The organism is Paenibacillus algorifonticola (genome assembly GCF_000971975.1).
In the GTDB taxonomy this organism is placed as follows: domain Bacteria; phylum Bacillota; class Bacilli; order Paenibacillales; family Paenibacillaceae; genus Pristimantibacillus; species Pristimantibacillus algorifonticola.
The window spans coordinates 170,963-190,911 of sequence record NZ_LAQO01000007.1 but is presented as its reverse complement, the minus strand read 5'-3'; the positions used below and the strand labels follow the sequence as shown (position 1 = coordinate 190,911).

Here is a 19,949-nt window from a genome sequence, read left to right as displayed (position 1 = left end):
AAAGCTCGAACCAAAAAGGGGAGGCAAAACGATGAGATTTGGTAAATCATTTGTAATGGGATTGCTGGCGCTGCTGCTCGTGTTTATGACGGCATGCACGTCTGGAAGCGAGGGGACTTCGGGAGGCAATAACAAGCCCGCTGCATCGAACGCGGCAGGCACGAACGGGTCAGCAGCGGGCGAGGCTAAGGATTACACCTTTGGGGAAGACCAGACGTTCCACTCCAATGAAGCCGTATCCTACTCCATGATGTACAGCGACCATGAGAATTACCCTTATAAAAAGGACTGGAGACTGTGGAGCGCGATTCAGGAAAAAACGAATGTGACCTTCGATTTGTCGATTACAGCTAGAACCGAATATGAAAATCAGAAGTCTTTACTGGTAAATAGTGGAGATGCACCTTATATTATTCCTAAGACGTATGATGAATCCGCTTTCGTGGCAACGGGCCAAATCGTCCCCGTCAGCGATTGGGTGCAATACATGCCGAATTATATGAAAGCCGTGAAAGATTGGGGAATGGAAGAGGATCTGAAGGCCAAGCTGAAGGAAGATGGGAAATATTATGTCCTTCCAGGCATGTGGGAAATTGCTGGCGGCGGTTATTCCTATATCATACGTAAAGATGTGTTTGAAGCGGCGGGAGTAGACGTCGAGGGCCAGCAAGGAAATTGGACGTACGAGGATTTCTATGCAGCGATGAAGAAGGTTAAAGCGCATACGGGTGCAAAATACGTCATCTCCGATCAATTCAAGGGCGAATCGGCCTTGAACATTGCCGGTGTGCAATATGGCGTCACAGGAGGATGGGGCTTGTCCAACGGCGTGGATTTTGACCATGATAAGCAGCAGTTCGTATTTGCCGATGACTCGGATGACTTCAAAAACTATCTTGGTTATTTCAATAAGCTGGTTACTGAAGGCATTATGGACCCTGAAACCTTTACACAAGAAGATGATGTGGCAAAAGCTAAATTTTTCAAAGGCGACACTTACGTGATAAGCGGTATTTATCAGGTATTGGCTGATTTCAAGAGCAAAATGCAAGACCCGAACAGCGAATTATATATGATTACCCAACCCGGCGGGCCAAAAGGAAAGCTTCAGGTCGAGACCTCCCGTTTGGAGAACGGCATTATGATCAGCCAGAACGCGCTCGATGATTTGGGCGAAGAAGGTTTTATTAAAATGCTTCGTTTCATAGACTGGTTCTGGTACTCCAATGAAGGTCAAATGCTCAGCCTGTGGGGCGTAGAAGGCGAGACGTATACACTTGATGCGGAAGGAAATGTCGTGCTTAATCCAGAAATTTATTACAACGGAATGAATGAAGGCGCGGCAAAACAGCTGAACGTCGATTACGGCTTTGCCGGAGGGATGTTCGCCTATGGCGGCTCTGAGAAGCTGAGAATGTCCAAGATGACCGAAGGTGAGCGAGACTTCGTAAGCCGCGTTCAAGCGACACGGGAGGTGCGCAAGCTGGTACCGCCGATCATGGCCACAACGGAGGAAAATGAGCAGATGAAATTGATTTCGACGCCGCTTATGGATTTCGTCAAAACGATGACATTAAAGTTTATTATTGGCCAAGAAAGCTTCGACAAGTGGGACAATTATAAGGCTCAGGTTGAAGCGAATGGCAGCATGCGTTATACGGATATGGCAAACGATATTTTTCAGAAGACGAAAAGCGTATTAGGCTATTAATTTCTAAAAACAAAGGGCTTGGTGTGCAGTCTCCATAAGGAGGCTGCACCTAGCCCTTTTTGAAAATATAAGCTTTTATAAGTTTCACTCTTATAATGGGCTTATATTTCAACGCGAAACGGTAGCTTTGCTGCCAGAGGACGGCGAAAGCCGTTTACGCTTGAGCTATTGTCTTGTCTATCTCAAAACCTATGAAAGTGAGCTGTTCGACCATGAATACGAAATTACTTTTCAACGATGGATGGGAATTTGCCAAAAGCGGTCTGGATGTTGCGGACCATGCCGGACTCGACTTCGAATCGGTGGATCTTCCTCACGATTGGTTGATTTATAATACATTGGCGCTATACGAGAACAGTATTGGCTGGTACCGCAAGAAATTCAGTGGGACTCGGAGTGATCGAGAGCTCCTGATCTGCTTCGATGGTGTGTACATGGATTCTACCGTATACGTAAATGGTCAGCCTGTAGGCGAATGGAAAAACGGGTATGCATCCTTCGAGCACGAAATAACGGATGCGATTATCGAAGGCGAAAATGAAATCGTCGTGAAAGTGGTGCACCAGAGCCCGAACAGCCGCTGGTACTCGGGAGCAGGCATCTATCGTAACGTCTGGCTCAAGGAGCGGGACAAAAATCACATTGTCACCGACGGCGTGTATGTTACAACCAAGCAGAAAGATGGCGGCAAGTGGCTGGTGGAAATAGACACGGATGTGCATATTGAAGAAGATGTGCTTCTGTCGCATGATATCCTCTTCCAAGGGCAGACGGTCGTATCTACTTCGGAGCGGGTAAAAGCAGAACACGGCTTGGTTACGAAAAACAGTCAAACGTTAACTGTAGATGATCCCTTCTTATGGAACGCGGACGAACCAACTTTGTATCAGATCATTACGCGAATGAAGCGAGTATTGCCGGAATCGGGCGGGGGAAGCGAAGACGAAGAATTGGAGATGCTCACGCTGCCTCTGGGCTTCCGGAGCATCGTTCTTGATCCGCAGCTGGGACTTCAGGTAAACGGGAAAAAGCTGAAATTGAATGGTGTTTGCGAGCATCATGATTTTGGTGCTTTAGGAGCAGCGTTCAACATCTATGCGCTGCGAAGAAGATTTGAGCTGCTGAAAGAAATGGGCGTTAACGCCATTCGCACAGCGCATAATATGCCAGCTCCTGAGCTGATGGATTTGGCGGATGAGATGGGACTATTCGTCGTCACGGAAGCGTTTGATATGTGGGAGCGATCCAAAACGGCTTACGATAACGCAAGGTTTTTCAAGGATTGGGCGTATGCTGACGTGAAAAGCTGGGTGCTCCGGGATCGGAATCATCCAAGCCTGCTCATGTGGAGCATCGGGAATGAGATTTACGATACGCATGCGGATGAGCGGGGGCAGGAAATCACTAGAATGCTCATGGATTATGTATTGGAATTCGATCCGAAGCAGAATGCCCGGGTTACGATTGGCTCGAATTATATGCCATGGGAAAATGCGCAGAAATGCGCCGATATCGTGAAGGTTGCTGGCTACAATTACGCGGAAAAATATTATCTCAAGCATCATGAGGAGCACCGGGATTGGATCATCTACGGCAGCGAGACCGCTTCGGTCGTCCAGAGTAGAGGGATTTATCATTTCCCATTCGAAAAATCAATCCTTGCCGACGATGACGAGCAATGCTCGGCCCTCGGTAACAGCTCGACAAGCTGGGGAGCCAAGTCGGCAGAGGCTTGTATTTTGGCGGAGCGGGATACGCCGTTTTCGCTGGGACAATTTTTATGGACTGGATTCGACTATATCGGGGAGCCGACACCGTATCATACGAAAAATTCTTATTTCGGCCAGATCGATACGGCTACGTTCACGAAGGACTCCTATTACATCTACCAGGCTGCTTGGACGGATTATAAAACGAAGCCGATGGTTCACCTCTTCCCATATTGGGATTTCAACGTTGGACAAATGATTGATGTTCGGGTCTGCTCGAATGCCCCTAAGATTGAGCTGCAGTTTAATGGGGATACGATTGGAACCTACGAAATTGATCACGAGCATGGAACGGAGCTTGTCGGCTGGTGGAAGGTGCCTTATGCGGAAGGGGAAATGAAGGCCATCGCTTATGACGAGCATGGCAATGTGATCGCAACCGATGTTCGAACCTCGTTCGGGGATGCGACAAAGCTTCGTCTCCAAGCCGATAAAGAGGCGCTGACGGCGAACGGTACGGATTTGATTTTTGTAGAAATCGGTATGCTGGATGATCAGGGGCATTCGGTAGACAACGCGAACAATCGTGTTCAAGTCGAGGTGACGGGTGCAGGCCGATTGCTCGGGCTTGATAATGGGGACAGCACAGATTTTGATCCATATAAGGGAAAAAGCAGAAGATTGTTTAGCGGCAAGCTGATGGCGATTATCGGCGCGACGCTGGAGTCGGGGAAAATCCGAATCGAGGTATCCTCCCAGGGGATGCAAGCTGTGGTCGCGGAATTCGAGTCACACCCTGCAAACGATGCAAGCTTGGTAGGCATTTCAGCCAACACGAGAAATCAAGAGCTGGCGTGCGTGACGGGAGATGATAAAGAAACGCCGCTTCGTAAAATCGAAATCATCAGCGAGTCTGGGCAAATTATAGATGAATCCACCAAGGAGATTGTTGTTCGAGCTAAGCTATGGCCGGAAAATACCTCGTATCGAGACGTGGAGTGGCGTGCCGTAACGGACGAAGGAATCGACTCGAATATTGCCAAGGTCGAAGCGTATGGACTTGAGGCGAGGATATCCGCCATCGGCGACGGTGCTTTCCGTCTGCGTTGTACGAGTAAGAATGGCACGGACAAGACGAAGCTGATTTCCCAGTTGGAGTTTAAGGCAACGGGGCTCGGAACCGCCTACAAGGATCCGTATGGCTTCATCTCGGCGGGGCTTTACGATTACAGCAGGGGCGATGTTGGGAACGGAAACGAAAGAGGTGTAGCAACGAGCCGAGATGGCGAAACGCAAGTAGGCTTCCACGATATCGACTTCGGTCCTTATGGCTCTGACACCATTACGATGCCGATCTTCGCCTTGTCCAGCGAGGAGTATCCGCTGCAGATTTGGGAAGGGATACCTGGCGAAGAGGGGAGCAGCTTAGTTGCCGACGTCATTTATCAGAAGCCGTCCAAGTGGAACGTCTATCAGGAAGAAACATATCGTCTGACCAAGAGACTTCGCGGCATTACGTCGATTTGCTTCGTGCTTCGCCAGAAGGTGCACATCAAAGGATTTTCTTTTGAACGCCAAAATCGGGCTTTCGAACAAAATACGGCAGCTTCCTGCGATCGAGTTTATGGAGATACCTTTACCTTCGCAGATGAGCGTGTGGAAGGCATCGGCAATAATGTCTCGCTCGAATTCGCGCATATGGATTTTTCCGGCGAAGGCGCATCGAAGCTAGTCATAAATGGGAGCTCGCCGATCGATAAAAATACGATCCATATTCGATTTGCTGGCGAGAACGGCGAAAGCAATCAGCTCGTAGAGTTCGAGAAATCCGATGGCTACGAAGAACGGGTATTTGAATTGGAGCAGATAACAGGGCTGCAGAAGGTGACCTTCATTTTCCTGCCGGGCAGCAACTTCGACTTTGGCTGGTTCCGCTTTTTGCATCTATAATAGGGGAAGCACGAATAACGCTTCATTTCAGTCATCGGACAAGCTGCTTACCATATTAAAGCAGGTGTATAGCGGGGATGCTGAATAGGAAGAGACGATAGCGGAGCAAACTTTACTATAGAGCAGAAGGTAGGGATTCGGATGAATGTCGAAGAGGTTATGCAGGAGCTTGAAGCGCTCGGCAAGGAGCGCACCAAAAAAATATATGTTTCCAATGGAGCTCATGAGCCATTGTTTGGCGTGGCGACAGGCGTGATGAAGCCGATTGCCCGGAAAACGAAAAAAAATCAGCCGCTGGCCGAGCAGCTTTACGCGACTGGAAATTACGACGCGATGTATTTTGCCGGCGTTATTGCGGAGCCTGAGGCGATGTCGGAGGCTGACTTTGACCGCTGGCTGGACGCTGCCTATTTCTTTATGCTGTCTGATTACGTCGTAGCGGTAACGCTGGCGGAAACCAATATTGCGCAGGAGGTGGCCGATAAATGGATTTCAAGCGGCGAGGAGCTGCGCATGTCCGCAGGCTGGAGCTGCTATTGCTGGCTGCTTGGCAGCCGCCCGGACAGTAAATTCTCCGAGAGCAAGCTGGCCGGGATGCTGGCGACAGTCCGCGATACGATTCACGATGCTCCTGAACGCGCCAAATATGCAATGAATAATTTCGTCTATACTACAGCGGTTTCCTATGTGCCGCTACATGCCAAGGCGGTCGAAACTGCCGCAGCTATCGGACCGGTGGAGGTGACGGACGCGAAGTCCAAGAGCAAGCATCTTGACGCCGCGGGCAATATTCAGAAGGCTGTCGATAAAGGGCAGATCGGCTTCAAGCGCAAATACGTAAGGTGCTGACAAAGCTTGACCCGGCTCAGGTCTTAATTGAGTATGGAAACGTCCGTGCAGCATATCAAGTAAGCTCTTCACGAGGGGCTGTCCAGAAAGTGAATTGCACCCCGTCAAGTAGACAGTACAAAAAATAAAATCCGTTAAGCGGCCTTGGTCCTGAATTTCATCGGACTGAGGCCGTTTAGTTTCGCCTGTAATCGTTCGTAATTGTAAAAGTGGAACTAGTCATCAATGTCCTTTTTGAGGTTGCTCCAATACCGCTAATTTCCCAAACAAGCTTTTCCGAGAAGCATCCGGAATTAGTAGTCGCGTATCTGAAGGCTTATAAAAAGAAGACGACAGATTGGATCAAGGAGAATTCCGAAGAAACGGCCCAATTTTACGCCAACAAGAAAAAGGTACCATTGGAGGTCGTCAAAAGCGTCTTTTCCAATTTCTCCTGGAAGAAGTAAGGGTTACCGGAAGGCGGTTGATCAACCGCCTTCCGGTAACCCTTGTTTTTATTTACTTTAGACGTTAGGCCTTTCCGAAAAGTCTGCTCCTTTTGCCGGCCGCTAGCGCCGGGTAGGATTTTTTTACAAGCGATGATTCTTGATGCGAAACGATAGGCGAGGCAGGAAATCGCGCATCGAATGTCAAATGAAAGGAGGATGCACACGTAAGGACGGAGGCGTAACAACATGATTGCCCAATCGAAAATTCGCATCCCCCAAGTACGAAAATCCTTGGTGTCTCGGCCAAAGCTGATGCGCAAGCTCGATATGGGGTTGAAAACGAAGCTGACACTGGTGTCGGCGCAGGCAGGTTACGGCAAAACGACGGGGATTAGCGAATGGGCGAAGCAGCAGCGCGTCGCTCATGTCGCTTGGGTCTCGCTGGACAAGCTTGATAGCGATTGGAGCCAGTTCTGGAGCTGCGTGATCGCGGCCATTCGGGAGCCCTTTCCGGGCTTTGGCGAATCAATCGCATTTCTTCTGGAAAAAGAGTCTGAATCTCTATTCGAAACGGCAATGACGGCGTTCGCAAATGAATGGATTAAAATTCCAGAAGAGTTGATTCTTGTTCTGGATGATTTTCATTTCATCGATCTTCCCGCGATTCACCAGTCGCTTAGTTACCTGCTTGGGATTCTGCCCTCCCATTTTCATCTCTTTATCGCCAGCCGCACCGACTTGCCGATTCCTACCGCAAGATTGCTGGCCAAAGGCGAGATCAATGTAATCCGCATGCAGGATTTGCGTTTTGAGCTGGAAGAGGGAATGGTCTTCTTCAGGGACACGACTGATTTGAAGCTGACGAAGGAACAGGTCACAGCGTTGCACCACCAGACGGAGGGATGGGTAAGCGGCTTGCAGCTGGCGGCGATTACGCTGAATGGCAGCGGCAATATTACAGCATCCATCAGCCAGTTTAACGGCCAACAGCGTCACATTTCCGATTATTTGCTAGAAGAAGTATACCAGCATCTGAACGAATCGTTGCGCCGGTTTTTACTGGAAACGTCCCTATTAAGCCGCATGAATGCTTCGCTTTGTGAGGCAGCAACGGGGCAAGTGGACAGCCAAGAGCAATTGGAGAGGCTGGAACGCCTGAACTTATTTATCATTCCTTTGGACGAGGGACGGCATTGGTACCGGTATCATCATTTATTATCGGATTTCTTGCGGCGAATCGCAGCCGGAGAGGATCCAGACCGATGGAAGATGCTCCATACCCGCGTTGCCAACTGGTTCGAAAAGCAGGGGATGGCTGAAGAGGCGGTGGAGCACTATATTCAAGGAGGACAGTCGGAGGACGCTGTTCGGATCATCGAGCACATATTTCCCGAATACCTGCAATTAAAAAGCACCGTGATGATGAGATGGATTGTAGCGCTGCCGGAAAGCAGCTACCGGGACAAGCCGATGCTCGAAATGTTCTATATTACCAAGCTGGTAGGGGACGGGAAATGGGAGTCGGCTATTCCAAGAGTTGAACAGGCGGAAATCCGATTCGAAGCTCTCCGGATGGTTATGCCCGAGTCTGCTTGGAAACAAGTGATGGGCAATCTCTACTATTTTTGCGGCATCCTCTCTTATCTTCAGCAGAACTTGACCAGAGCATCGCATTATTTCGAGCTCGTAGAAAGCTATTTGCCGGAAGGCAGCAGCTTTCAGCACATGGGAAGCAAAAGATATCAAGGCTACGATCAGTTTACCGATCTTTTGTCGCTCAACAACGATTTTGTCGTCGTGGAGCAATTTTTGCAGAAATGGATTCAGACTTGGAGGAGTAAAGAAGACTACCCTTTCGTTGGGTACCAATACGTAACGTATTGTGCGCTCCTGTACGAATGGAATCGGCTGGAAGAGGCGGAGGCTTATCTCGGTGAGGCTCTTGGTCGCGTAGGTCTTCGGTCCAATATGTGGCTATGGATTCAGCTGAACCTTGCGTTTGCACAGCTTCGGCAAGCTACTGGTCAAGAAAGCGGGCCCTCCGAATGGTTGCTTCGGCTGAAATCGAACATCGATTCGCCGGATTACGAGTTGATTGTTCGCCGAATCGAGGCGGAGCAAGCGCTTTTCTCCTTGCGTCAAGGTTTGCTTCAACATGCTCTGGACTGGTCGGAAACAAGCGGACTGTCTCCAGAAGACGAAGTTTCTCTGCACCACCTGGCCGAGCATCTAATTTTGGCTAGAGTGCTTATAGCATCCGATTGTACGGAAGAAGCGCTGAATCTGCTCGAAAGGCTGTACCTTCTAATCAACCAGGACAATCGCCTTCGGGATCGAATTCACATTCGGCTGCTCCAGAGCATGGGCTATCGGATATCTGGCCTGACGGAAGCATCTCTGGAGAAGCTTACGCTAGCGCTTACTCTTGCGGAACCTGTCGGATATATTCGAAGCTTCGTGGACGAAGGGGAGATTATGCTCGGGATGCTGGACGATTTCATGAAGGCAAGGCAAGAGGAGAGTGTAACTTCGGTATCGCCGGATTATGTCGAGCGGCTTCTGAAAGCGCTGAAAGAGGCGCCGAGCCATAAGCCGTCCCCGAAAAAAATCTTGACCAAGCAGGAAATGAAAATACTCATTCTGCTTGCAGACGGACTGTTGAACAAGGAGATTGCTGATAGGCTGCAAATTACGAGTGGTACCGTGAAGTTCCATCTGAAAAATGTGTATCGCAAGCTTGAGGCGCACAATCGCATACAAGCCTTGCAGCAGGCCAAACAATTGGGGCTTTTTATCTGAGGAAATCTGGGCGGCATAATGATATTGAAGGGAGAAATGAAGATGACAACGAGTCCAAACAGCCCTACAAAGGAGCTGTCTACGGAGCAGCGTGAGGAATTACTTAAAGCCTTGAAAGCCCGTTTTGATAAAAATATAGATCGGCATAAAGATCTTGAATGGGCTAACGTACAAGCAAAGCTTGAAGCTCAAACCGAAAAGCTATGGTCGCTTCATGAAATGGAGAGGACCGGAGGTGAACCGGATGTTGTTGATTATGACAATGAGACGGGCGAGTTCATTTTTTATGATTGTTCGGCGGAAAGTCCTAAAGGTCGCAGAAGCATTTGCTACGACCGTGAAGCGCTGGAATCACGCAAAGAGCATAAGCCGCAAAATAGTGCGATGGAAATGGCAGCAGCCATGGGGATAGAGCTTTTAACAGAAGAACAGTATCGGGAGCTGCAGGAGCTTGGAAAATTCGATTTGAAAACGTCCAGTTGGGTGAAAACACCCGCTACTATTAGAGAGCTCGGCGGTGCTATTTTTTGTGATCGTCGCTATAACACGATCTTCATGTATCACAATGGAGCAGAATCCTATTATGGTGCTAGAGGGTTTCGGGGCTGGTTAAGAGTCTAGCATTTCAGGTGAAGGCCGATTTTTAGATAGCAAGGAATAAGTTGACCTCTCCCCGCAGCGGCAGAGGTTTTTTTATGCTTAAAAAAGGCTGGCGGGGAATGCGTATACTTCATTTGACTTATATGAGCTACGACGTTTAAGCTTATTTAGAAGTAAATGGTGAAACACAAGGCCAATGGTAATTTATGATAAGATATAGAACATAGGAGGAGTACATGTCCTGGAGCAAAATGAAACAAAATCTGGAGAGTTTTCTCTGTCCAGCGTTATATGGAAGGGTCGAATACCGTGCAACCAGCTACCGTTATTTACCCGATAAAGCAGGGCTTTGTTATATTGCGGTAGATAAAAAGAACGTACTCAATATGAGTGATGCAACTCACTCAATCAGATGGTATCAGACAGAGTTGGAAATTAAGAATGATTCAAATATCCAAATCCCTATCAGCAATGAAGAAATTGAAGCAGTCAGAAAAGATACCAAAGGTGCAGTTCCGGAGGATCGTCTAATAGTAATTGCGAGAAGTAGAAAAATATCAGAATATGCAAAGGAGCTTATGTCGGCACAGTCATCATTAAGTAAATCAAATTTTATCGTTGTAGCTACTAAGTTTTTATCCATTTCTATAGACGAAAGCATAGAGAGCAATGATATCTTATTGAATATTCTAGCTTTGGTGGACAGACGAGTTGGAAAAAAACGAATTTTAAACATGGCCGAGAAGATGAAGTTAAAGCATCCAAGTGTGCAGTTTTTTTATGAACTACGTCTTAGTACGTTGTGAAAATAAATACCTGAAGATCACTTATTGCAAAAAAAATAATGAGGGTTCATGCTATGCCAAAAAACGATAATATGCTGGCCATTCTCTGGATGCTGAATTCGGGCATGAAAATGACTGCAAAACAAATATCCGAAAAGCTAGAAATAAATATAAGGACCGTTTATCGGTATATAGATGCACTATGTGCCAGTGGGGTGCCTATCATCTCCGACACAGGTCACAATGGCGGGTATCGCTTGCTGAATCATTTTATCAGAGCACCTCTGCTATTTGATATGGAAGAAAAAAAGGCACTCCTTCATGCTGCTGTTTTTGCGAAAGAAGCCGGATACCCTTTGAGTGAGGCATTAGGCAATGCCACATCCAAATTGAAAATGTATTCAAATCAGGAGCAGGAAAGTATGCTTAGCCGTCATTTAGCCGGTTTTGAAGTGATAAACCGCAGTGGCTACCCTTCGGTTCAGCCGGTATTGGCGGAATTGGAGCAGGCTGTAGCAAACGAATTTTCTGTAGAAATGGATTACCGCACAAGCCATGAAGAACAATCCAAGAACAGGGTGATAGACCCCTATGGAATGGTTAACTGGAACAATAAATGGTATACGGTTGGATTTTGCCACCTAAGGAAGGAGATCCGCAGCTTCCGGGCAGAACGGATTTTACAAATCAAGCGAACTCCAATGCTATTTAAGCGTCCTGAAGCATTTTCGGCCCGTGAATTTTTTATGCAAAATCTGTTGCCTGATTTAGTGGGCAAGGATGGGTTAATTTCTTTAATGATCGAAGGCAGATCAGAGGCATTGGATGACTTATGCTTGCATTGGTTTTTAGGGCATCATCTGCAGGAGCGGACAGCCAATCAAGCCATCTTTTTACTTGAGGAAACATCGATTCAGACACATGTCCCTTATTTTCTGCTATCCTATGCGAAATCCATTCAAGTCATCGAACCACAGAGTTTGAAGGAAAAACTGGTTGCTGTTGCATCGGAGCTAATGGAATATTATCGGCTTTAATAGCTTCACTGACAGCAGATGTCAGTGAAGCTATTTTATAATGAGGATAATCATGGATTGCCGATGCATGGATGTATGGTTGGTATCCCTTGATGACTTGTAAAATAAGGGGAACTTGCAAATGACGAATACGGTCTATCTTTATGTGTTTGACACCATGTCAGACTGGGAAATCGGTTACTTAACTGCCGAACTGAACTCGGGAAGGTATTATAAAAAGGGGCTGGCCCCATCCAAAATAGTTACTGTGGGAATAGAAAAGACGCCTGTAACGACAATGGGCGGATTGAAAATACTGCCTGACATCAGACTGGATGAGTGCAGCATTGAAAGCACAGATACATTGATTTTACCCGGTGGAGATACATGGACAGAAACCTTTCACCAACCCATTTTAAAAATGGCGGAGAGGTGTTTAAAGGAAGGGATACTAGTTGCAGCGATTTGTGGTGCGACAATGGCACTTGCCCAGACCGGGTTGCTGAATTCACGTCGGCATACAAGCAATGATCTGGAGTACCTTAAAATGATCTGTCCCACTTACACGGGCGAAAAATATTACAATATGGAGTCTGCTGTAACGGATGGAAAACTGATCACTGCAACTGGTATAGCTCCATTGGAGTTTGCTGTACATGTCTTGAGGGCGCTGGATGTGTTTTCTTCAAAAACATTAGATGCCTGGTATAGTCTAAATAAGACGCAGGAATCCAAGTATTTCTACGAATTGATGAATGCCATTCTGTGAAGATATTTTTTTAGAAAAGAGTGATTATATGGAAACAGCCATTTTTACTGTAACAAAATGGGAGGAACAACCCGTTGAAAATAATCTTAGCAACTTCCCCATTAATACTGCAAAAGTTGAATACGAAATTAAAGGTATTTTGGAAGGGAAAGCAACTTTAGAATATTTGCTGTATTACTTAGATAGTAATATTGAAGATGCTGAAAAGGCAAAATCCAAAATTGCGGGGTTCCTACACTTTGAAGGTCATTACGATGGACAATATGGAACGTTTACAGCTTGTGAAAACGGTATGTTTGATAACGGTACTCTTGATAGCCCTGCTCAAATCATTAACGGTACAGGAGAGTTGAAAAAATTAATCGGAAGCTATAACTATCATTTTCTCGGTCACACGAGTGAATTGGTATTAGATTTCGAATTGACAAAATAGTTTTTCTTTAAAATAAGTATAGGCATATTTGCAATTTCACCTACCCTATTTAGTTGTCGACCTACCCTGTCTGGGTAGGTCATTTTTTATTTTCCAAACATTATAATAAATAGGGATTTGTTTTAAGGAAGGTAAGTACATCGACCTAATGAAAAATGGGAGGGTAAATCCCAAGGGTGAACGCTGATTTCCACAGTGCGATCTAATCAACCTCTACGTTTTTGGTAACATAAAGCTCCGCAGCTCTTCTCCCCCTAGGCACCTAAAGTCATGTGCAGACTTGAGACTAATTTGCGCTTCAATTTAAGTTAAGCGATCCAGATACGGATAGAGGCCAGCGTCAAACATATTCCTGATCGATTTGGTGGACAGAAGTGTAACTCAAAGTTGGAATATAAACCATTAAGAATACATTAATATTAGCCAACAGGATGTTTGATAAAATACGGCTAAATGCCTTTTCGGATCGCAAAAGTTCTTAATCCAAATTTAAAAGTCTGTTATTTTATGTGGATTTTAAGAAATTTTTTTATATCAGGAGGTAGAAAAATGAAAAAAAAGCGCAATTTTATTTCTCTGTTAATTGCAATACTTATTCTATTGGAAGTGATTCACCCTGTATCTACTTTTGCTGCATGGAGTAAACCTGATTACCAGGCGAGTTCATTACTGTATGGCGTTGTACGTGGGCCTGACAGGTTTATGGCTGTAGGAACTAATGGAACCCTTCTATATTCCCTAGACGGTAGTGACGGTCAATTTACAGGAAGTATTTTTACTGGCACTACAGTTAGTCTCAATGATATTGTCTATGACGGTAGCAAGTATGTGATAGTAGGTGGAAATGGAACAATATTAACCTGGGGTCCTGGAAATGTACTTGGGACTTCGAACTCAAATACCTCGAATATTTTAGGAAGTGTTGTTTATGGAGGCGGCAAGTATGTAGCAACAGGGCAATTTTCAACGGTAACGACTTCGTCTGATGGGGTGAATTGGACTAGTCAGATGCTTACTAATACGGGTGGAGCGTATATTTATAGCGTTACCTATGGCAACAAGTTTGTAGCGGTCGGCCAATATGGTAAAATATGGACTTCCATTGACGGGGTAGCTTGGACGGAGCAAGTGTCGAACGTAGGCTATTCTCTGCAGGATGTTACTTATAGCAATGGACAGTATGTGGCGGTAGGAGGCGCTGGAACGATTTTGACCTCTTCTGACGGGGTGACCTGGACGGCGCAAGCATCGGGCACAACTCAAGGGTTATCAGGTATTACTTATGGAAATGGCCGATTTGTGGCTGTAGGGTCTGGTGGAACGGTTTTGAACTCTAGTAATGGTGTGAATTGGAATGTAATTCCTTCAGGTTCTACAGATTATCTTACTGATATTGAGTATGGTAACAATACTTTCATCATTGTGGGGGACAATGCGAATTTGGTATTCGAAAATTCAACGGTCACTTATGACGGTAATGCTCATACGGGAGGAACCGTGCCTTCGGATAGCAGTACATATGGGATAGGCGCATCGGCAACGGTGTTGGGAAAGGGAAGCCTGGTGAGAGCAGGCTATACGTTCGCAGGCTGGAACACGGCAGCGAATGGAAGCGGAACGAGCTATACGGCAGGCGCAACGCTCACCATGGACATGGCGAATGTAACGCTATATGCGCAATGGACGGCGAGCCCTACTTACACGGTTGCCTATAACGGAAATGGCAGCACGGGAGGGACGGTGTCTGTAGACAGCTCAGCTTACGAGAACGGCACAGCGGTAACGGTGTCGGCTAAGGGAAGTCTGGTGCGAACGGGCTACACGTTCACAGGCTGGAACACGGCAGCGAATGGAAGCGGAACGAGCTATGCGGCAGGTGCAACGCTCACGATGGGCGGCGCAAATGTAACGCTATATGCGCAGTGGACGTTGACGCCGACATACACGGTTACATATAACGGAAATGGTAGCACCGGAGGAGCGGTGCCTACGGACGGTGGAGCGTATGAGAGCGGAGCAACGACCACGGTACGAGCAAACACAGGAAGTTTGGTAAGAACGGGTTATACGTTTGCTGGCTGGAATACGGCAGCGAATGGAAGCGGAACGAATTATGCGGCAGGTGCAACACTCACGATGGGTGCCGCGAACGTAACGCTGTATGCGCGTTGGACGTTGAATCCGACCTACACGGTGACATATAACGGAAACGGCAGCACGGGCGGAGCGGTGCCTACGGACGGTGGAGCGTATGAGAGCGGAGCAACGACCACGGTACGAGCGAACACAGGAAGTTTGGTGAGAACGGGCTACACATTTGCAGGCTGGAATACGGCAGCGAATGGAAGCGGAACGAGCTATGCGGCAGGTGCAACACTTACGATGGGTGCCGCGAACGTAACGCTGTATGCGCGTTGGACGTTGACCCCGACCTACACGGTAACATATAACGGAAACGGCACCACGGGAGGAACGGTGCCTGTTGACAGCTCAGCGTACGAGAACGGCACAGCGGTAACGGTGCTAGGTAAGGGCACCTTGGTCAGGACCAGCTACACGTTTGCAGGCTGGAACACGGCAGCGAATGGGAGCGGAACGAATTATGCAGCAGGTGCAACGCTCACGATGGGCGCCGCAAATGTAACGCTGTATGCCCAGTGGACGTTGACCCCAACTTACACAGTTACGTATAACGGCAACAGCAGCACCGGAGGAACGGTGCCTGTTGATAGCTCAACGTACGAGAACGGCACAGCGGTAACGGTGCTAGGTAAGGGCACCTTGGTGCGAACGAGCTACACGTTTGCAGGCTGGAATACGGCAGCGAATGGGAGCGGAACGAATTATGCGGCAGGCGCAACGCTCACGATGGGTGCCGCGAATGTAACGCTGTATGCCCAGTGGACGTTGACCCCAACCTACACGGTTACGTATAACGGAAACAGTAGCACGGGAGGCACGGTGCCTGTTGATAGCTCAGCGTACGAGAACGGCGCATCGGCAACGGTGTTAGGTAAGGGCACCTTGGTGAGAGCGGGCTACACATTTGCAGGATGGAACACGGCAGCGAATGGAAGCGGAACAAGCTATGCGGCAGGTGCAACGTACACAATGGGTGCCGCAAATGTAACGCTGTATGCCCAGTGGACGTTGACCCCAACCTACACGGTTACGTATAACGGAAACAGTAGCACGGGAGGCACGGTGCCTGTTGATAGCTCAGCGTACGAGAACGGCGCATCGGCAACGGTGTTAGGTAAGGGCACCTTGGTGAGAGCGGGCTACACGTTCGCAGGCTGGAACACAGCAGCGAATGGAAGCGGAACGAGCTATGCGGCAGGTGCGACGCTCACGATGGGTACCGCGAATGTAACGCTGTATGCCCAGTGGACGTTGACCCCGACCTACACGGTTACGTATAGCGGAAATAGCAGCACGGGAGGTACAGTGCCTGTTGACAGCTCAGCGTACGAGAACGGCACAGTGGTAACGGTGCTAGGTAAGGGCACCTTGGTCAGGACCAGCTACACGTTCGCAGGATGGAACACAGCAGCGAATGGAAGTGGAACGAGCTATGCGGCAGGTGCGACGCTCACGATGGGTGCCGCAAATGAAACGCTGTATGCGCAGTGGATTCTGAATCCGACCTACACGGTGACATATAACGGAAACGGCAGCACGGGAGGCGTGGTACCTGTTGACAGTTCAGCATACGAGAACGGCACAGCGGTAACGGTGTTAGGTAAGGGGACTTTGGTGCGAACCAGCTACACGTTTGCAGGCTGGAACACGGCAGCGAATGGAAGCGGAACGAGCTATCCGGCAGGTGTAACGCTCACAATGGGTGCTGCTAATGTAACATTGTATGCGCAGTGGACGCTGACCCCAACCTACACGGTTACATATAACGGAAACGGCAGCACGGGAGGCGTGGTGCTTGTCGACAGCTCGGCATATGAGAACGGCACAGCGGTAACGGTATTGGGTAAGGGCACCTTGGTAAGAACGGGCTATACGTTTGCAGGTTGGAATACCGCAGCGAATGGAAGCGGAACGAATTATGCGGCAGGTGCGACGCTCACGATGGGTGCCGCAAATGTAACGTTGTATGCGCAGTGGACGCTGACCCCAACCTACACGGTTACGTATAACGGAAACAGCAGTACGGGAGGCACGGCACCTACGGACGGTGGAGCATATGAGAGTGGACAAACGGCCACGGTACGAGCGAACATAGGAAGTTTGGTAAAAGCGGGCTACACGTTTGTAGGCTGGAACACGGCAGCGAATGGAAGTGGAACGAATTATGCGACAGGTGCAACACTTACGATGGGGGCGGCGAACGTAACGTTGTATGCACAGTGGACGTTAACGCCAACCTACACGGTTACGTATAACGGAAACAGCAGCACGGGAGGGACGGTGCCTGTCGACAGCTCAGCATACGAGAACGGTACAGCCGTAACGGTGCTGGGTAAAGGCACCTTGGTGCGAACCAGCTACACATTCACAGGCTGGAACACGGTAGCGAATGGAAGCGGAACGAATTATGCAGCAGGCGCGGCGCTCACGATGGGTGCTGCGAACGTAACGTTGTATGCGCAGTGGACGTTGACCCCAACCTACACGGTTACGTATAACGGTAACAGCAGTACGGGAGGGACGGTGCCTGTCGACAGCTCAGTATACGAGAACAGCGCAGCGGTAACGGTATTGGGTAAGGGCACTTTGGTGAGAACGGGTTATACGTTCGCAGGGTGGAACACGGCAGCGAATGGAAGCGGAACGAATTATGCGGCAGGTGCGACGCTCACGATGGGTGCCGCGAATGTAATGTTATATTCGCAGTGGACGTTGGCACCAACCTACACGGTTACGTATAACGGTAACAGCAGTTCGGGAGGCATGGTGCCTGTTGATAACTCAGCGTACGAGAACGGAACAGGGGCAACAGTGCTGGGGAACACGGGAAGTTTAGTGCGAACCAGCTACACATTCGCAGGGTGGAACACGTCAGCGAATGGAAGCGGAACGAGCTACGCGGCAGGTGCAACACTCACGATGGGCGCCGCGAACGTAACGCTGTATGCGCAGTGGACGTTAACCCCGACCTACACCGTTACGTATAACGAAAACAGCAGCACGGGAGGGACGGTGCCTGTTGACGGTTCAGCATATGAGAACGGCACAGCGGCAACGGCGCTGGGGAACACAGGAAATTTAGTGAGAGCGGGCTACACGTTCGCAGGCTGGAACACAGCAGCGAATGGAAGTGGAACGAGCTACGCGGCAGGTGCAACACTCACGATGGGCGCCGCGAACGTAACGCTGTATGCGCAGTGGACGTTAACCTCGACCTACACCGTTACGTATAACGAAAACAGCAGCACGGGAGGGACGGTGCCTGTTGATAGCTCAGCGTACGAGAACGGCACAGCAGTAACCGTGTTAGGTAAGGGCACCTTGGTGCGAACCGGCTACACGTTCGCAGGCTGGAACACAGCAGGGAACGGAAGCGGAACGAGCTATGCGACAGGTGCAACGCTCACGATGGGTGCCGCGAATGTAACGTTGTATGCGCAGTGGACGTTGAATCCGACCTACACGATTACGTATAACGGAAACAGCAGCACGGGAGGAGCGGTGCCTGTTGACAGCTCAGCATATGAGAACGGCACAGGGGCAACGGTGCTGGGGAACACAGGAAATTTAGTGCGAACCAGCTACACGTTTGCAGGCTGGAACAGTGAAGCGAATGGAAGCGGAACGAGCTATGCGGCAGGAGCAACGCTCACGATGGGTACCACTAATGTAACGCTGTATGCGCAGTGGCACGTAAGTGGAGGCTCTGGCGGATCAAGCTATATTGAACCAGTATCAACGGATGGAAGGTTAACACTCCCTGCTGGAGCAAGAGGCGAGGTAAGCTCTGAAGATGTTGTGAGAATTTATATTCCGTCAGGAGCTACAGACAAGGAATTAAAAGTAACCATTGAAAGAGACATTGAAGCTGGAAAGCTTCTATCAAAAGAAAAACATCCAGTTAGCGGAGTTTTTAATATTTTAAAAAATATCCCAGATAACTTTAAAAAGTTGGTGACGATATCCTTTGCGTTTGAGCGCTCGAAATTGACAAAGGGGCAGCAACCAGCGGTATTCTATTATGACGAAACGAAGAAGACGTGGACAGAAGTTGCTGGTGGTAAAGTCGATGGCAATTGGATTTCGATAGAAGTAAATTACTTTGCGAAATTTACAGTACTTTGTGTTGGGACAGTGAATGGCCAGCGAGTACCTTGTAGGCCGGCAAATTCAGCGCCTGAATTTAGCGATATTATTGGGCACTGGGCAGCCTCCAATATCCAACTAGCAGTAAGCAAAGGCATCGTTAGCGGTTATCCAAACGGCACGTTTAGGCCGAATGCTGCAGTGACTAGAGCAGAGTTTGTTGTGATGTTAATGAATACGTTGAAGCTGAAGCCGCAAGTGGAAAAGGCCGAGATTTCTTTTACCGATGCAGCAAAAATTGAAGCTTGGGCGAAGGAATCAGTGGCGCAGGCGGTGCAGGCTGGTATTATTGGTGGCTTCGAGGATGGCAGTTTTCGCCCGGATAAAGGGATAACTAGATCAGAGATGGTGGTAATGATTGCTAGAGCACTCAACTTGAGTGTGGATGCTAATACAGCAACTGACTTCGAGGATGACCATCATATTCCGGCATGGGCGAAGGGGGCAGTAAAAGCGATGAAGAATTTAGGTCTTGTAAACGGCAGAAGCACGAATGAATTTGGACCTAATGATAAGACAACACGAGCTGAGGCTGCAACCATTCTATTGAGAATACTGGAACAACAGAGCATGTAAAGAATGAATCATTGTTTGTTTTCAAATGGTTCTACA

10 protein-coding genes and 1 pseudogene are annotated in these 19,949 nt (G+C 48.5%); 10 read left to right on the top strand and 1 reads right to left on the bottom strand.

All coding sequences use genetic code 11. The annotated features are described in order from the left end of the window. The first annotated feature begins 31 nt into the window (after nt 1-31). The 3 genes from WH37_RS15710 to WH37_RS15700 all read left to right on the top strand — a co-directional run bounded on the left by WH37_RS15710 (nt 32) and on the right by WH37_RS15700 (nt 6,219). Entirely contained in the window at nt 32-1,711 is a 1,680-nt protein-coding gene (locus WH37_RS15710) for an ABC transporter substrate-binding protein (protein ID WP_046231540.1), read from the top strand. Between the two features lie 212 nt (nt 1,712-1,923). Then, on the top strand, nt 1,924-5,370 hold the full coding sequence (locus tag WH37_RS15705; protein WP_046231539.1) for a glycoside hydrolase family 2 TIM barrel-domain containing protein: 3,447 nt from the start codon (nt 1,924-1,926) through the stop codon (nt 5,368-5,370). Between the two features lie 141 nt (nt 5,371-5,511). After that, complete coding sequence (locus WH37_RS15700) at nt 5,512-6,219, top strand: DNA alkylation repair protein (RefSeq protein ID WP_046231538.1); 708 nt, start codon at nt 5,512-5,514, stop codon at nt 6,217-6,219. A gap of 134 nt (nt 6,220-6,353) precedes the next feature. Here the strand turns inward: WH37_RS15700 and WH37_RS37415 are convergent. Beyond that, a pseudogene (locus WH37_RS37415) lies at nt 6,354-6,425 on the bottom strand (IS3 family transposase); the annotation flags it as partial. A gap of 468 nt (nt 6,426-6,893) precedes the next feature. Here WH37_RS37415 and WH37_RS15690 point away from each other — a divergent pair. The 7 genes from WH37_RS15690 to WH37_RS35570 all read left to right on the top strand — a co-directional run bounded on the left by WH37_RS15690 (nt 6,894) and on the right by WH37_RS35570 (nt 19,913). Further along, a complete protein-coding gene (locus tag WH37_RS15690; RefSeq protein ID WP_046231536.1) occupies nt 6,894-9,446 on the top strand; it encodes a winged helix-turn-helix domain-containing protein in 2,553 nt (850 codons plus the stop codon). Nucleotides 9,447-9,488: 42 nt separating this feature from the next. Then, the gene (locus WH37_RS15685) at nt 9,489-10,067 is read left to right on the top strand and encodes a DUF4256 domain-containing protein (protein WP_046231535.1); all 579 of its coding nucleotides are present in this window, start codon (nt 9,489-9,491) and stop codon (nt 10,065-10,067) included. Between the two features lie 215 nt (nt 10,068-10,282). Next, nucleotides 10,283-10,852: an SF0329 family protein gene (locus WH37_RS15680; RefSeq protein ID WP_046231534.1), complete on the top strand. Its 570-nt coding sequence runs from the start codon at nt 10,283-10,285 to the stop codon at nt 10,850-10,852. A gap of 53 nt (nt 10,853-10,905) precedes the next feature. Beyond that, nucleotides 10,906-11,868 (top strand): helix-turn-helix transcriptional regulator, encoded by a 963-nt coding sequence (locus WH37_RS15675; protein ID WP_046231533.1) that lies wholly within the window; start codon nt 10,906-10,908, stop codon nt 11,866-11,868. A gap of 121 nt (nt 11,869-11,989) precedes the next feature. Then, a complete protein-coding gene (locus WH37_RS15670; protein ID WP_046231532.1) occupies nt 11,990-12,616 on the top strand; it encodes a type 1 glutamine amidotransferase family protein in 627 nt (208 codons plus the stop codon). Nucleotides 12,617-12,644: 28 nt separating this feature from the next. Then, nucleotides 12,645-13,049 (top strand): DUF3224 domain-containing protein, encoded by a 405-nt coding sequence (locus tag WH37_RS15665; RefSeq protein ID WP_046231531.1) that lies wholly within the window; start codon nt 12,645-12,647, stop codon nt 13,047-13,049. 549 nt (nt 13,050-13,598) lie between these two features. Then, on the top strand, nt 13,599-19,913 hold the full coding sequence (locus tag WH37_RS35570; protein ID WP_197091372.1) for an InlB B-repeat-containing protein: 6,315 nt from the start codon (nt 13,599-13,601) through the stop codon (nt 19,911-19,913). Nucleotides 19,914-19,949: the final 36 nt, after the last annotated feature.